Source organism: Sphingorhabdus sp. (genome assembly GCF_044374345.1).
Taxonomy (GTDB): Bacteria; Pseudomonadota; Alphaproteobacteria; order Sphingomonadales; family Sphingomonadaceae; genus Sphingorhabdus_B.
The window spans coordinates 1-15,276 of record NZ_JBILOS010000007.1 but is presented as its reverse complement, the minus strand read 5'-3'; the positions used below and the strand labels follow the sequence as shown (position 1 = coordinate 15,276).

Below are 15,276 nucleotides of genomic sequence, written 5' to 3'. Positions count from 1 at the left end.
TTAGCTCTTCAGTGCATTATTGTCAGGGTCGAACGGTGAGTCCGCGATGATCGTCGCCTTGTGGCGAACGCCCAAGATCGCGATTTCAAACTCTGCGCCTATCTGCGCCAAATCAGGCCGCACCATCGCGAGCGCAAGCGATTTGCGCACGCGCCAACCATAACCGCCAGAGGTCACGCGGCCAACGATATCATCGCCATGATAAATCGGCTCAGACCCGCGCGCATCGGCATCGGTCACACCATGCACTTCCATCGTCACAAGCGTATTCGCAGCGCCCCGTTCGCGCCATGCAAGCAATGCATCGCGGCCATGAAAGCTTGGCTTCTTCAGGCTGACAAAGCGATCCAACCCGCTTTCAAACGCCGAATATTCAACCGACAATTCACGCGGGATCAGCTTGTAGCTTTTTTCGAGCGCCATCGACGTCATCGCGCGGATACCGAACGGCTTAATCTCAAATTCTGCGCCGGCCTCCATCAACCGGTCAAAGATGTAATTCTGCATTTCGATCGGATGATGGATTTCCCAACCAAGCTCGCCGATGAAATTGACCCGCAGTGCATCGACCTGCGCCAGACCAATGCTCATTTTCTTGCCGGTCAACCATGGGAAGGCTTCATTGGACAGGTCGGTATCGGTAAGCTTCGCCAACACATCGCGCGAACGCGGCCCCGCCAGAACGAGCACGCCCATAGCTGTGGTCAGCCGTTCAAAGCTGACAGAGCCATCGCGCGGCAGGGCCTTTTTCAAATAATCATGGTCATGCCGCTCATAGGCGCCAGCCGAGACAAGATAATAACGCTGCGGCGCGACTTTATAGACGGTGAACTCACTGCGCACGCCGCCCTTGTTGGTCAGCAGATAGGACAAGGTTACGCGCCCGACCTTTTTCGGCACCGCATTTGTCAGCAATTGGTCAAGCCAGGCTTCCGCCCCCGGGCCTGATATTTCGCATTTGGCGAATGCGCTCATATCCTGAATGCCGACTTTTTCGTGCACATGGCGACACTCATTGCCGACATGCTCGAAATAGTTGGACCGACGGAACGACCATTTTTCACGAATGGGTTCATCTGCAACGACGGGATGATTGTCGTTCAAAAGCACATCGGGCTTGTCGAGATCGGCTTCACTGAGCGCATAGCCATCCGGCGCGAACCAGTTGGGGCGTTCCCAGCCAAACACACTGCCAAACACCGCGCCCAGCGCCTTCATCCGGTCATAGCAAGGGGTGCGACGCAATGCGCGGCCCGCTTCGCGCTCTTCATCGGGATAATGCACGGTGAAGACCTTGGCATAGGCTTCTTCGTTCTTCTCAATCAAGAATCCGCGGCCAGCATAATCGCCAAAGCGGCGCGGATCGACGCCCATCATATCGATCGTCGGTTCACCATCGACAATCCAATGTGCCAATTGCCAACCAGCGCCACCTGCGGCGGTAACGCCAAAGCTGTGACCTTCGTTGAGCCAGAAGTTTTTCAGTCCCCATGCCGGTCCGACAATGGGCGACCCGTCGGGCGTATACGCAATTGCGCCATTATACACGCGCTTGATGCCGACCTCGCCAAAGGCGGGCACGCGCTTCATTGCGGCAAGAATATAGGGTTCAAGCCGTTCAAGCGCGTCAGGGAACAGTTCATATTCGCTGGTTGCCGAAGGGCCATCCACATAGCAGGCCGGCGCACCCAGTTCATATGGCCCCAACAACAGTCCGCCCGCTTCCTCACGCATATAATAGCTGGCGTCAGATTCGCGCAGGACACCCATTTCGGGCAAACCCGCTTTTTTGCGCGCCATGATGTCCGGATGCTGCTCGGTCACGATATATTGATGCTCAACCGGGATCACGGGGATATCGAGGCCGACCATTGCGCCTGTCTGACGCGCGAAATTGCCGGAGCATGAGACAACATGCTCGCACGTGATGTCGCCTTGATCCGTTGAAATAAGCCATTCGCCGTTGGGCTGCTGCGTGATCGCGGTGACGGTTGTGTTGCGATAAATGGTCGCACCGCGTTGCCGCGCGCCCTTGGCCAATGCCTGCGTTAAGTCGGCGGGCTGGATATAACCGTCATCGGGATGCTGGATAGCGCCAATGACGCCGTCCATATCCGCAAGCGGCCAAATATCTTTGACGTCGTCGGGGCTCAGGAAATTGACATCGACGCCAATGGTGCGCGCAACGCCCGCATAATAATTATACTCATCCATCCGGTCTTTGGTGGTCGCCAGCCGGATGTTCGTGACTTGCGAAAAACCGGCATGCAGGCCGGTCTCTGCCTCAAGCGTTGGATATAATCCGACCGAATATTGATGCAGCTTGCCGACGGAATAGCTCAGGTTGAAAAGCGGCAAAAGGCCCGCGGCATGCCAGGTTGAGCCGGAGGTTAACTCCTTACGCTCCAGCAAGACGACATCGCTCCACCCCATTTTTGCAAGATGGTACAACGTGCTTACGCCGACAACGCCGCCACCAATTACAACTGCCCGTGCTGTGCTCTTCATATAATCCACCAATTTTCGTTATCGCGGCCCTATGTCAGACTAAAAGCTGGTGCGGCAATCGGATTGCGCCATGGAATCACAGCAACAGGTTTTTCTAATATTAAATATTAGTACTGTTTACGTGGTGACCAAGCAAGGCTAAGGAAAAGGCGCTTGGCTGGCATCGTCAGTGACAATCCATCGACGAGTATGTGCTATGCTAACCCGTCTCTCTTCATCCTGAAACACGTTCAGGATGACGATATGATCACGAAGTGAGGTCGAAAGTCACCCCTTGCGCAAGCGGCAGTTCGTTGGAGTAGTTAATCGTGTTCGTCGCGCGGCGCATATAGGCTTTCCATGCGTCGGAACCGGATTCGCGACCACCGCCCGTTTCCTTTTCACCGCCAAAGGCCCCCCCGATTTCAGCGCCGGATGTGCCGATATTGACATTGGCGATGCCGCAGTCGCTGCCTTCTGCAGACAGGAACCGTTCGCACTCGCGGACGTCGGTCGAGAATATCGAAGACGAAAGCCCCGCGCCGACACTGTTTTGAAGCGTGATGGCGTGCGCCAAATCGTGATAGCGGAAAATGTAGAGTATCGGGGCAAAGGTCTCGCGCAATGCCGGGCCACTGTGCATGGGCATCTCGACCAGCGCAGGCCGGACATAGACGCCTGCCAAGTCCATCCGATAACCGCCCGTAATATTTGCACCAAGCGCGCGTGCTTCCTCGAGCGCGATCCGCATCCCGTCATATGCCGCTTCGTCAATAAGGGGGCCTGCCAAGTTGCCGCCATCTAATGGGTCGCCAACCGCCATCGATGTGCTGGCGGCCTTCAATGCCTCTACAAAATTGTCATAGACCGCATCATGTACAAAGACGCGCCGCAGGCTTGTGCACCGCTGCCCGCTTGTGCCGAACGCGGAGAACAAGACGCCGCGCAACGCCAATGCAAGGTCGGCCTTGTCGCTGATGATCGCGGCATTATTGCCGCCAAGTTCCAATATCGCCTTGGCAAAACGCGCGGCCGCAACCTGCCCGACTTTGCGGCCCATTTGCGTGCTGCCAGTGGCCGAGATGAGCGCGATGCGCGGGTCCGCGACCAAAGCGGCACCAACGTCGCGTCCGCCATGCACCACTTGTGATACATGCGCTGGAGCATCGCCAAACGCGGTCACCGCGCGTTCAAAAATGGCTTGTACGGCCACCGCCGTCAGCGGGGTTTTTTCCGATGGCTTCCAGATTACGCTATTACCGCAGACAAGTGCCAACGCTGCATTCCATGCCCAAACGGCGACCGGGAAATTGAATGCAGAGATGACCAGAACCGGGCCGAGCGGATGCCATTGTTCCATCATGCGGTGGCCGGGACGTTCGCTGGCGATGGTAAGACCATGAAGCTGGCGCGACAAGCCGACGGCGAAGTCGCAAATGTCGATCATTTCCTGCACTTCGCCGAGCCCCTCGGACAACGGCTTCCCACATTCGATGGTGACAAGGCGCGCCAGCTTCTCCTTATCTTCGCGTAAGGCATTGCCGAACAAGCGGACGAGCTCTCCGCGACGCGGCGCGGGGACGGCGCGCCAATTGTGAAACGCAGCGGTGGCATTTGCACACGCCACATCAATATCGGAAGCGGAGGCGGTTGGTACCGATCCGATATTGCTGCCATCGACGGGTGAGTATGACGCCATATCCCCCGAAATATGTGTTCCGAGGTGCGCCAAAATCGTCTCTACATCTGCTGCCAGCTTCACCGCTATCTCCCAATTGACTGCAAGGCGAATAGACGGGTTCCAAACATTTTGCCAGCTTGCCCGCAGCACGCAAAAAGTTTAGCGACCCATGCAACATTGGAGAAAGTTTATGGCCGAATTGGCAGCATTTGATTGGTCCGACCCCTTCCGTCTGGATGCGCAGCTTACCGAAGATGAACGCATGATCCGCGATTCGGCACATGCCTTTGCGCAAAGCGAATTGCAGCCACGCGTGATTGACGCGTACCGGACCGAATGTGATGCGCCCGAATTGTTTCCGCTCATGGGCCAAACGGGTTTGCTGGGTGCAACGATCCCGGAAGAATATGGCGGCGCTGGCGCCTCTTATGTCGCCTATGGCCTGATTGCGCGGGAGATTGAGCGCGTCGATTCGGGCTATCGGTCGATGGCGTCGGTTCAATCGTCGCTCGTGATGCACCCGATTTATGCATATGGTTCCGAAGAGCAGCGTCGCAAATATCTGCCCGGTCTTGCGGCAGGGACGCTCATTGGCTGCTTTGGATTGACTGAGCCGGACGCGGGGTCCGATCCTGCGGGCATGCGCACCTTTGCCAAAAAAGTTGATGGCGGATATGTCATCAACGGATCGAAAACGTGGATTTCAAACGCACCCTTTGCCGATGTTTTTGTCGTCTGGGCAAAATCGGAAGCACATGGCGGTGGCATTCGCGGCTTTGTGCTGGAAAAGGGCATGAAAGGCCTTTCTGCGCCAAAAATTCAAGGCAAATTGTCGCTGCGCGCATCCACCACTGGCATGATCATGATGGACAATGTCGAGGTTGGTGAGGACGCGCTTTTGCCCGACGTGCAAGGCCTGAAGGGTCCGTTCGGATGCCTCAACCGTGCGCGTTACGGCATTAGCTGGGGCGCGTTGGGGGCCGCGGAATTCTGCATGCATGCCGCGCGCCAATATGGCCTTGATCGCCATCAATTTGGCAAGCCGCTCGCCGCCAACCAGCTCTATCAAAAGAAACTGGCCGATATGATGACCGATATCGCGCTTGGGCTTCAGGCATCGTTGCGCGTCGGACGGCTGATGGACGAAGGCCAGCTCGCGCCCGACATGATTTCGATCGTCAAGCGCAACAATGTCGGCAAGGCGCTCGATATCGCCCGCGCCGCGCGCGATATGCATGGCGGCAACGGTATCAGCGAGGAATATCAAGTCATGCGCCACATGGCGAACCTTGAAACGGTCAACACTTACGAAGGTGCGCACGATGTCCACGCGTTGATTCTGGGGCGCGCCATCACGGGTATCGCCGCGTTCTGATAAAGAATGGGCCGCCAAGCTATACAGCGGCGGCCCAGTTATGGCTTTTCAGCCAACGGGGAGGAAAGTGTATCTCCTAAAAGACACGCATCCTTTTAACGTAAAGATGGTTAATAATTCATAAACGCCGCGACGACGGCGATTGGCCTAGCAAGGGCCAGTCCTTCGGCCTTCGACCGCAAATGAAAACGGCGCATTATTGTGAATGCCCTGCGACTGAATGTGGATGATCCGGTTGGATTCCTTACGGATGGTCGTCAGACCTTGTCCTTGACCTTTGCAGATATAGCTGACCGTCACCATATTCACGGTTGAACGGACAACGTACCGATCACAGGCGACACCGGAATGCTGGATTTGGGTTAGCAGCTCTGGGTTACCAAGACAGATTTTTGTCAATGGCGCCTCAGCCCCAACGGCCCGCAAACTCCACTGCCCCCGTTCCAGCGTGTGCAATAATGACAGATCATTTGCGTTCGCGAGCGCAAGTGAGGTTGAAGTGAGCGACAGTAAAATGGCGCCAACGAGATGATATTGGGAGAATTTCAATGTCATAAGCTTCAATCCATAAACCAGCCATTTTCATTGAAATGGCCTGTTTATTGTCGTGACATACCACAAAATGCTACGTTTCGCATGATAGAATGTGATGCATGAACGATGAATGACCAGATCGGCCCAATCGCCTCTATCAGTTATTGAAACTCGCCAAACTCACCGGAAAGCGGCGCGAGCAAAATTCGCAATCTACCACGATATCCCCGGCATCGTCGGCCATCTCCGCACGGTCTTCTGCCGGAAATTTTGCAATGACATCGCGGATATGCACAGGATCGCAGCGACAGCCCTTGGACAGAGGGTCGCCTTGTTCAATGCGCACTTCCTGTTCCTCATGGAACAAGCGCCAGACGATTTCTTCGAGTGGCAATGACGGATCGGCAAGTTCGGCGCGGGCGATGGTGGAGGCAATGATTTCCACATGCGCCCATTCGGGATGGTCAAGCCGGACATGCAGACGTTCGCGGCCTTCTTCGCCCTCAGGCAGATGCTGGACGAGCAGCCCGCCAGCCACACAGCGGCCGTTCACATGGTCAACCGCAACGCGAATGAGCGTCGGAATTTGTTCGGACTGCACGAAATAGTTCGCGGCGGCATCCGCCAGCGTATCGCCCTCAAGCGGCACGATACCTTGATACCGGCCGCCGCCCTCAACCGCTGGCTTCATCCGGTCAAACGTAATGGCAAGATAGCCTTTGCCGAAGATACCAAATAATGTGGCATCGTCGGGCAGCGCGGCAACGGTCGCTGGATCGAACTGCGCATATCCGCGCAACGCACCGTCCTTATAATCGCATGCCAGCAACCGAATGGCACCCTTTTCGGTTTGCGTCTGTAATGTCAGCTGGCTGCCATCTTCCTTCAGCGAGGCACCCAGCAATGCCGTGAGGACCAGTGCCTCTGCGAGCGTTTTCTCAATGACGGGCGGATAAGCATGCGCGGCCAATATTTCAGCCAACACCTCGTCAAGCCGCACCAACCGCCCGCGTGCGTCACGGGTCGGAATGGAAAAGCGCAAAGGCTGATTACAAAAAGTTTCGGACTGCCCAGCCATTAAATTTGGCCAAAACACCAGCGTAAGATGGATTTTTGCGCGTGCAGCCGGTTTTCGGCTTCGTCCCAGATGACCGACTGCGGTCCGTCGATCACGGCGTCGGTAACTTCCTCGCCGCGGTGCGCAGGCAGGCAGTGCAAAAATTTGGCATCGCCCTTCGCCATAGCCATCAGCTGCGCATTTACCTGATAGGGCATCATCGCGGCTATTTTGTTGTGGGCGTGCTCTTGTCCCATCGACACCCAAGTATCCGTGACAATCACGTCTGCGCCGCTTACCGCTTCGGCAGCGTCGCGCGTGAGCGTAACGTTCGCACCCGCCGCGCGCGCGCGCTCGATGAAGCTATCGTCGCTTTCATAACCCTGTGGCACGGCAATCCGCACGTTGAACGCGAACAATCCCGCAGCCTCAACGATGGAGTTGAGCACATTGTTTCCATCGCCCAGCCATGCAAGCTCAAGCCCGGGCAACGCCTTATTATGTTCGGTTATCGTCAACAGATCAGCGACAATCTGACACGGATGCGACAAATCGGTCAGTCCGTTTATCACCGGCACGCTGGCGTGATGCGCAAGCTCTTCCACCTTGGCATGATCATCGGTGCGGATCATGATGGCGTCGACATAGCGCGACAAAACGCGGGCGGTGTCGGCAATCGATTCCCCACGCCCAAGCTGCATTTGGCCCGACGCCATAAAAATGCTGTCGCCGCCCAGTTGCTTCATCGCCATTTCAAATGACGTTCGCGTGCGTGTCGAATTTTTTTCGAACACCATCGCCAATGTATGCCCGGCTAATGGCGCATCCGCATCTGCCTTGCCCTTGGGCCAGCCTTGTCGTGCGGCTTTGCGGTCAATAGCGTCGTTGAGCATGGCCGCAATCGCATCGCCGCCCGCATCCGTCAGATTGAGGAAATGACGGGTCATGCCGCCTGCGGCACCTGATAACTTGCCGCACCAGCCGAAAGCTTTTCCATGAAAATCTGTATTTCGGTATCGGTAATGTTCAACGGCGGCAGCACGCGGAAGGTGTTGTCACCAGCGGCAACCAACAGCAGCCCATGATTGTCCCGCAAATGCGCGACGAACGCGCGTGTTTCGTGCGTCATCATGACGCCCAGCATCAAGCCCTTGCCACGCACGCCGGTAAACAGGTCGGGATAATTGCCAATAAACTGTTCAAGTGAGGTGCGCACTTTATCGCCCGTCGCGCGCACATTTTCTAGGAATTCGTCATTGGCCACGACATCCCACACCGCTTGGCAGGCCGCCATCGCAAATGGGTTACCGCCGTACGTCGAACCGTGCGTCCCGACGACCATGCCGCGGGCTGCCTCTTCGGTCGCCAAGCAGGCACCCACGGGGAAACCGCCGCCCAAGCCCTTTGCCGTCGCCATAATATCTGGCGTGATGCCATATTGTTCATAGGCATAAAGCGTTCCCGAGCGCGCAACACCGCACTGGACTTCGTCGAGGATGAGCATGATGCCATGTTCGTCGGCCAGCGCACGCAGGCCCTGCATAAATGCGTCCGACGCAGGGCGAACGCCGCCCTCCCCTTGAATGGGTTCCACAAGGAATGCCGCGGTCTTGGGTCCTAATGCAGCCTTGGCACCTTCTAGATCGTCGAAGTCGACATATTTGAAACCTTCGAGCAAAGGCAGAAAGCCTTTGTGCATCTTTTCCTGATTGCTGGCAGAAATCGTCGCCATCGTGCGGCCATGAAAAGCATTTTTGAAGGTGATGATTTCAAAGCGGTCGCTGCCTTGGCTTTGGTGGTACGCGCGTGCAGTCTTGATCGCGCACTCGACAGCTTCTGCGCCCGAGTTTGTGAAAAACACGGTGTCCGCAAAAGTCGTATCCACCAGCCGCTGGGCAAATGCCTCACCCTGCGGGCTGCCATAGAGGTTGGACACGTGGATCAGCGTCGCTGCCTGATCCTGAATAGCTTTGGTCAAATGCGGGTGGCCGTGCCCAAGCAAGTTCACGGCGATGCCCGCAGCGAAATCGAGCGCGCGGCTGCCGTCTTCAGAAATCAACCAAGCGCCCTCGCCGCGCACCGGTCGGAAACCGCAACGCGGATAGACGGGCATCAAAGGCGTGATCGACATGGTATATTTCCTTCCAACCAAATGCTTGGCATATTCCAAAAGCCAAAAAGCGGCCCCGCGGGACCGCTTGTTTTTGCCCTTCCGCTATAAGCTTGCAAATATGGCAAATCAACCCGTGCGACCGCTGCTGTGTCACCCCTCCTATCGGCGCATTGACGCGCAGCGGCTATAGCCCCTTGTCGCGTTTGGCGGCTGCAATCCGTCGCTTAAGGTAACCGAACAACAGCAGATGCACCGCCACCCATAACAAAACGACGATCAGGATGATTTTGCCGGCGCTCATGCCCGCCCCCATAGCATCTGCGCGCGCATCATCACTCCACCGTGACAGACTTTGCCAAATTGCGTGGCTGGTCGACATCCGTGCCTTTGGCGCACGCCACATGATAAGCGAGCAGCTGGACAGGCACAGCATAAACCAATGGCGCGATGAGTGGGTGGACGCTTGGCATTTCGATAGTGGCGAGGCAGCCCTCGCCGGCTTCGGCTATGCCCTCGGCGTCGGAAATCAGCACGACCTTCCCACCCCGCGCGCGCACTTCCTGCATATTGCTCACAGTCTTTTCGAACAGCGGGCCGCTTGGCGCGAGGACGATGACAGGCACGGCTTCGTCGATCAGCGCGATTGGCCCATGCTTCATTTCGCCCGAGGCATAGCCTTCGGCATGAATGTAGCTGATTTCCTTGAGCTTGAGGGCCCCCTCCATCGCCAATGGATAATCAGGGCCACGGCCAAGGTAGAGCACGTCACGCGCAGGCGCGATAAGGTGCGCCATTGCCGCAATGTCTTCGTCATGCGCCAAAGCGGCATTCAAGGCAGCGGGCGCTTCGATCAGATGGCGCACAATTTCGCTTTCTTCTTCTGCAGTCAGCTTGCCTTTGACGCGCGCGAGATGCGCGGCAAGCGCCGCGAGCACGGCAAGCTGGCAGGTGAAGGCCTTAGTCGACGCAACGCCGATTTCGGGGCCAGCATGTGTCGGCAGCAATAGGTCGGCCTCACGCGCCATTGATGATGTCGGCACATTGACCACGACCGCGATAGTTTGGCCATTTTCCTTGCAGTGGCGCAGCGCGGCCAGCGTATCTGCCGTCTCACCCGATTGGGAGATAAACAGCGCCAGACCGCCTTCCTCAAGCACCGGATCGCGATAGCGGAATTCGGACGCGACATCGATGTCGACGGGCACACGGGCGAATGTTTCGAACCAATATTTGGCGACCATGCCCGCGTAATAGGATGTGCCGCAAGCAACAATGGTAATGCGCTTCACGCCAGCAAGATCAAAATCCATCTGCGGCAAGGCAACGGTCTGTTCAACGGGGCGGATATAGCTGGAGAGTGTCTGGGCGACCACTGTGGGTTGCTCAAAAATCTCTTTCTGCATGTAATGGCGGTAATTGCCCTTTTCTATCTGCGCTGCGGACACGCCACTGGTGGTGACTTCGCGCGCGACAGGATTATTATCCTTATCGAAAATCTGCGCACCATCGCGCGCGATGACAACCCAGTCGCCCTCTTCCAGATAGGCAATTTTCTGTGTCAGCGGCGCGAGTGCCAACGCATCCGAACCCAAATAGGTTTCGCCATCGCCATAGCCAACAACCAGTGGGCTACCGAGGCGCGCGCCAATCAAAAAATCGGGAAATGCGCGAAACGCAATCGCCAGTGCAAAGGCACCGCGCAAGCGGGGCAGCACGGCCTTCACGGCATCGGCCGGTGCATGGCCAGCCTCCACCTGTTCAGACACCAGATGCGCAACAACCTCTGTATCGGTTTCGCTTTCAAATGTCCGCCCGCGCGCGATAAGTTCATCGCGCAGTTGCTTGAAATTTTCGATGATACCATTGTGCACGAGCGCGACTTCGCCCGTCGCATGGGGATGCGCATTGCTCGTGGTCGGCGCGCCATGGGTGGCCCAGCGCGTATGCGCGATGCCAATGTTACCAGCCGCATCGTCGGTTTTCAGAACATTGACCAAGTTCGCAAGCTTGCCCTCTGCACGGCGACGAACGAGCTGACCATCATGCACCGTGCAAACACCGGCGGAGTCATAACCCCGATACTCCATCCGCTTCAGTCCATCGACCAGCCGGTCCGAAACAGCAGATTTGCCAACAATTCCGATAATTCCGCACATGAATTTTCTGCTTTCGTTAGAGTATGTATGGAACGCGGATGCCCGACATTACGACCGGAAGATATTTGATATTTCAGTTCACCAGAATGCGATGATTGACCTGCGCTGACCCTAATATCACTGACCCGGCGCGTTTCAAGCGCGGTCTCTCGCAGCGGAGCTGCATAGTAATGATTACAACCGCGTCCGTCCAAATTGAAATTTGCAGACTACTTCTCCGCCTTCTTCTTCCGCATCGCATCGTGAAATCGATCCGCCCAGCCGGGCTTTACCAGCTGCTCGGCGCGGACCATGCGGAGTTCGCCGTCGGCGACGTCGCGTGATACGGCGCTGCCTGCTGCGACAATAGCATCGCGGCCGATTTTTACCGGCGCGATGAGGGCGCTGTTAGAGCCGATGAAAGCGCCTTCGCCAATCACTGTCTGGTATTTGAAATAGCCGTCATAATTGCAGGTAATCGTGCCCGCGCCGATATTTGCGCCTGCACCGATGGTCGCATCGCCAAGATAGGTTAGATGATTGGCCTTTGCGCCCTTGCCCAGATGGGCTTTCTTGGTTTCGACGAAATTGCCGATTTTGGCTTTTTCTTCCAACACCGTTCCGGGGCGCAAGCGCGCAAATGGACCGACTTCGCAACCGCTGGCGATTTGCGCGCCTTCGATATGGCTGTTGGCTCGAATCTTTACATTGTCCGCAATGCACACGCCGGGGCCGAAAAACACATTGGGTTCAATCAGGACATCACGGCCAATTTGCGTATCCCATGCGAACCAGACGGTGTCCGGCGCGATCAGCGTTGCCCCATCATCCATCGCCTGCAAGCGGCGGCGCTTTTGCCATTCGGCCTCCATCTCGGCCAATTGTGCGCGGCTGTTGATGCCCGCAACATCAAAAGGGTCCGTGGTGACTGCAACGCAAACACGGCCGTCGGCGTTCGCGATGTTGACGATGTCCGTGAGATAATATTCCTTTTGCGCATTGTCGTCGGTCACGCGGTCGAGCAAGCCGAACAGATCGCGTGACTTGACCGCCATCAGGCCGGAATTGGACAGCTTCACCGCCTTTTCAGCGTCGGTCGCGTCTTTCTGTTCGACCATTTTAACGATGCGGCCATCTTCGACAATCACGCGGCCATAGCCTGTGGGGTCTTCTGGCGCGAACGCCAATACAACCACGGCAGGCGCGTCGGCGGCGTTCAGTCGTTCGACCATCGCCTGCATGGTTGCCGTCGGCACGAAAGGAACATCACCGTAAAGGATGAGGACATCGCCATCAAAGCCAGCCAACGCGCCTTGCGCCTGCTGGACGGCGTGCCCTGTTCCATGTTGCGGTTCTTGCACGGCCAATTCTGCGGACCCGGCCAAGGCAGCTTCAAGCTGATCCTTGCCGCTGCCGACCACCACAACCTTTTTGGCAGGACTTAAGGCGTCAACCGACGCCATCAGGTGCATCAGCATTGGCCGGCTGGCGATGGGATGCAGGACCTTATGCAGATCGGATTTCATGCGAGTGCCCTTGCCCGCAGCAAGGATGATGGCAGCTAATTCAGTCATGTGCATTGTCATGCCAGCAAATTGTTGCGGTTTCCAGAACTTGCAGCCATTTGGGAACGATATGACAAAAATTCCTTTCGACATCATCGGCTTCGACCTTGACGGTACTTTAGTGGACACCAGCGGCGACCTAACCGCCGCGGTCAATCATGTGTTGGGGAGCGTCGGCAGGCCCGCCCTTTCGGCCAAAACGGTCAAGCAACATATCGGCGGCGGGGCAAAGTTGATGTTGCAACAGGGACTGGAGGCAACGGGCGGCATTCCCGACGGCGATTTTAAGCCGCTCTACCGCCAGATGTTGGCTTATTATGAAGCCAATGTGTCGGTCCACAGTAGGCCCTTTGATGGCGCACTCAATGTGCTGGATACGTTGGATGCGATGGGTGTGCGTTACGCGGTTGTGACCAACAAGTTTGAGAGCCTGGCGGTCAAGCTGCTGAACGACCTGAACCTTGCCCATCGTATGGGCTGCATTTTGGGTGCGGACACGTTGGGCAAAGAAAATGCCAAACCATCCGGCGCGCCGATCTTTGAAATGGTCAAAAGATGCGGCGGCGGACGTGCGGCCTATATTGGCGATTCTATCTACGACATCATGGCCGCGAAAAATGCCGATGTGCCGAGTGTGGCGGTTAGCTTTGGTTTTCTGCACGGGCCAGTGGAAGATATGGGCGCAGATGCCATCATCGACCATTTTGACGATCTGATCGCGGTTTTGCGAAACCTCTCATAATCAAATGTCTGTTATTTCATCGGCGATGCTTGCACGCAAAAACTGCGTCTATATGTGGGGCAATGTAGCCGGTAATAGCTGACACGGGATTGCCGCAGATCGGGATGACATGGACGGGTTGATATAGTGAACAGTTGGTTTTCTCCCCGCATACTTTTTGCCTTTGGCCTTGCTTTGGTGGGCGCCGTTTTTGCGGGGCAAATGCTTGGTGCCGCCGAACGCACCCTTGTTGTGTTCGTATCAATGCTGATTGCTTTGTTCGTCGTGGCCGAAGGGCAAGATCATGATGAAGCCGTCATCGATACGCCGCGCGACGACGAACCGCTTGCTATTGATGCAGCCTCAATCACATCGCACCCCCAGTTGCAGGCGTTTATCGATGCATCAACCGATGCGATATTGATGGTGGAAAACGCGCGCGTCACGGCTGCGAACCTCGCCGCGTTACGCTTATTAGGTAGCAATATTGTTGGTCAGAATGTCCGGATGGCATTTCGGCATGCCGGGGCAATCGAACGATTGTCTGATCCTGATGCCCAGCACAGCGGCCACCCCATAAAACTCACAGGCATCGGTCAGAAAAACCAGCTGTGGGAAATGCGTATCCAGATGATGGGGCCCGGACAGAAGATTGTCCATTTGGCCGACCGCAGTGGCACGCAAGCGGCCGAAAAGATGCGCGTTGATTTCGTTGCCAATGCCAGCCACGAACTGTTGACGCCGCTCGCTGCTGTTAAAGGATTCATCGAAACATTGGATGACCCCGCTGCTGGCGACGATCCCGCCACACGCCGTCGATTCTTAGGGATAATGGCACAAGAAACCGATCGCATGCAGGCGTTGGTGCGCGACCTTATGTCGCTTAGCCGCATTGAAGCCGAAAAATATGATCCGCCGCAAACACCCGTCGATTTTTCCCAGATCGTGATGGAAACGGTGGACCAGCTTCGTAACAGCCAGAAAGATCGTGGCGCAGATATTGCGGTCGACATCACCGCGGATTTGCCGGCTGTGATTGGCGACGCGGGCCAATTGCGGCAGCTTGCCAATAATATCCTGAACAATGCCATGAAATATGGGAAAGACGGCACCCCGGTTCTGGTCTCGCTCTTGTCGTCACGATCCGGTGCCATGCTGAACTTCGCAGTCGCGGATGAAGGCGACGGGATTGCGCCTGAACATTTGCCGCGGCTGACCGAGCGTTTTTATCGCGTCGATTCGGGGCGCAGCCGGTTGGTTGGCGGAACCGGTCTGGGGCTTAGCCTGGTCAAACATATTGTGGACCGGCACCGTGGCCATCTGGAAATCCGCAGCACGGTGGGAAAAGGCACCACGGTTTCGATTCTGCTGCCCGTCTCACCGGCATGACCGTCACAATAATGTAACACAAGAGTCATTTATCAGCCATCTGCGGCGTCTAATGGACCCGGGAGCGCAGTTCGATCTGTGCCGAATCCATAATGGGGACAACAGTTATGATTAAGAAAATTTCACTTGTTGCCATCAGCGCGCTCGCGCTTGCGGCATGTAATGACCAGGCAAGCACGGGTGGGGCCGCTGGCGGCTCGCGTCAGGAAATCCGCATTG

General features: G+C 56.5%; 11 protein-coding genes. 3 read left to right on the top strand and 8 right to left on the bottom strand.

Annotated features, from left to right (window positions below; translation table 11 throughout):
• Nucleotides 1-2,508, bottom strand: a complete 2,508-nt coding sequence (locus ACIQ5B_RS01445; protein ID WP_397597460.1) for an FAD-dependent oxidoreductase — start codon at nucleotides 2,506-2,508, stop codon at nucleotides 1-3.
• A 247-nt stretch (nucleotides 2,509-2,755) separates the two neighbouring features.
• Entirely contained in the window at nucleotides 2,756-4,249 is a 1,494-nt protein-coding gene (locus tag ACIQ5B_RS01440; protein ID WP_397597459.1) for an aldehyde dehydrogenase family protein, read from the bottom strand.
• 109 nt (nucleotides 4,250-4,358) lie between these two features.
• On the opposite strand from ACIQ5B_RS01440, the gene ACIQ5B_RS01435 reads away from it, so the two are divergent.
• A complete protein-coding gene (locus tag ACIQ5B_RS01435; protein WP_397597458.1) occupies nucleotides 4,359-5,543 on the top strand; it encodes an acyl-CoA dehydrogenase in 1,185 nt (394 codons plus the stop codon).
• A 147-nt stretch (nucleotides 5,544-5,690) separates the two neighbouring features.
• Here the strand turns inward: ACIQ5B_RS01435 and ACIQ5B_RS01430 are convergent, their stop codons facing one another.
• The 6 genes from ACIQ5B_RS01430 to glmU form a co-directional block, all read right to left on the bottom strand.
• Nucleotides 5,691-6,098, bottom strand: coding sequence for a hypothetical protein (locus ACIQ5B_RS01430; RefSeq protein ID WP_397597457.1), 408 nt, complete (start codon nucleotides 6,096-6,098; stop codon nucleotides 5,691-5,693).
• A gap of 136 nt (nucleotides 6,099-6,234) precedes the next feature.
• On the bottom strand, nucleotides 6,235-7,155 hold the full coding sequence (locus ACIQ5B_RS01425; RefSeq protein ID WP_397597456.1) for an Hsp33 family molecular chaperone HslO: 921 nt from the start codon (nucleotides 7,153-7,155) through the stop codon (nucleotides 6,235-6,237).
• A complete protein-coding gene (gene argF, locus ACIQ5B_RS01420) occupies nucleotides 7,155-8,081 on the bottom strand; it encodes an ornithine carbamoyltransferase (protein WP_397597455.1) in 927 nt (308 codons plus the stop codon). The genes ACIQ5B_RS01425 and argF overlap by 1 nt, the downstream gene beginning before the upstream one ends.
• Entirely contained in the window at nucleotides 8,078-9,265 is a 1,188-nt protein-coding gene (locus ACIQ5B_RS01415; RefSeq protein ID WP_397597454.1) for an aspartate aminotransferase family protein, read from the bottom strand. Before ACIQ5B_RS01415 ends, argF begins: the two co-directional genes overlap by 4 nt.
• A gap of 314 nt (nucleotides 9,266-9,579) precedes the next feature.
• On the bottom strand, nucleotides 9,580-11,403 hold the full coding sequence (glmS, locus tag ACIQ5B_RS01410) for a glutamine--fructose-6-phosphate transaminase (isomerizing) (RefSeq protein WP_397597453.1): 1,824 nt from the start codon (nucleotides 11,401-11,403) through the stop codon (nucleotides 9,580-9,582).
• 209 nt (nucleotides 11,404-11,612) lie between these two features.
• The gene (gene glmU / locus ACIQ5B_RS01405) at nucleotides 11,613-12,956 is read right to left on the bottom strand and encodes a bifunctional UDP-N-acetylglucosamine diphosphorylase/glucosamine-1-phosphate N-acetyltransferase GlmU (RefSeq protein WP_397597452.1); all 1,344 of its coding nucleotides are present in this window, start codon (nucleotides 12,954-12,956) and stop codon (nucleotides 11,613-11,615) included.
• 61 nt (nucleotides 12,957-13,017) lie between these two features.
• Between glmU and ACIQ5B_RS01400 the strand changes: the two genes are divergently transcribed.
• Nucleotides 13,018-13,689 carry an HAD hydrolase-like protein gene (locus tag ACIQ5B_RS01400; protein ID WP_397597451.1) on the top strand — a complete coding sequence of 224 codons (672 nt, stop codon included), beginning with the start codon at nucleotides 13,018-13,020 and terminating at the stop codon, nucleotides 13,687-13,689.
• Between the two features lie 126 nt (nucleotides 13,690-13,815).
• Nucleotides 13,816-15,057, top strand: coding sequence for a sensor histidine kinase (locus tag ACIQ5B_RS01395; protein WP_397597450.1), 1,242 nt, complete (start codon nucleotides 13,816-13,818; stop codon nucleotides 15,055-15,057).
• Nucleotides 15,058-15,276: the final 219 nt, after the last annotated feature.

Coding starts and splice junctions, on each gene's coding strand:
- ACIQ5B_RS01435 (WP_397597458.1), top strand. CDS start 4,359: ATGGCCGAATTGGCAGCATTTGATTGGTCCGACCCCTTCCGTCTGGAT.
- glmU (WP_397597452.1), bottom strand. CDS start 12,956: ATGACTGAATTAGCTGCCATCATCCTTGCTGCGGGCAAGGGCACTCGC.
- ACIQ5B_RS01400 (WP_397597451.1), top strand. CDS start 13,018: ATGACAAAAATTCCTTTCGACATCATCGGCTTCGACCTTGACGGTACT.
- ACIQ5B_RS01425 (WP_397597456.1), bottom strand. CDS start 7,155: ATGGCTGGGCAGTCCGAAACTTTTTGTAATCAGCCTTTGCGCTTTTCC.
- argF (WP_397597455.1), bottom strand. CDS start 8,081: ATGACCCGTCATTTCCTCAATCTGACGGATGCGGGCGGCGATGCGATT.
- ACIQ5B_RS01415 (WP_397597454.1), bottom strand. CDS start 9,265: ATGTCGATCACGCCTTTGATGCCCGTCTATCCGCGTTGCGGTTTCCGA.
- glmS (WP_397597453.1), bottom strand. CDS start 11,403: ATGTGCGGAATTATCGGAATTGTTGGCAAATCTGCTGTTTCGGACCGG.
- ACIQ5B_RS01445 (WP_397597460.1), bottom strand. CDS start 2,508: ATGAAGAGCACAGCACGGGCAGTTGTAATTGGTGGCGGCGTTGTCGGC.
- ACIQ5B_RS01430 (WP_397597457.1), bottom strand. CDS start 6,098: ATGACATTGAAATTCTCCCAATATCATCTCGTTGGCGCCATTTTACTG.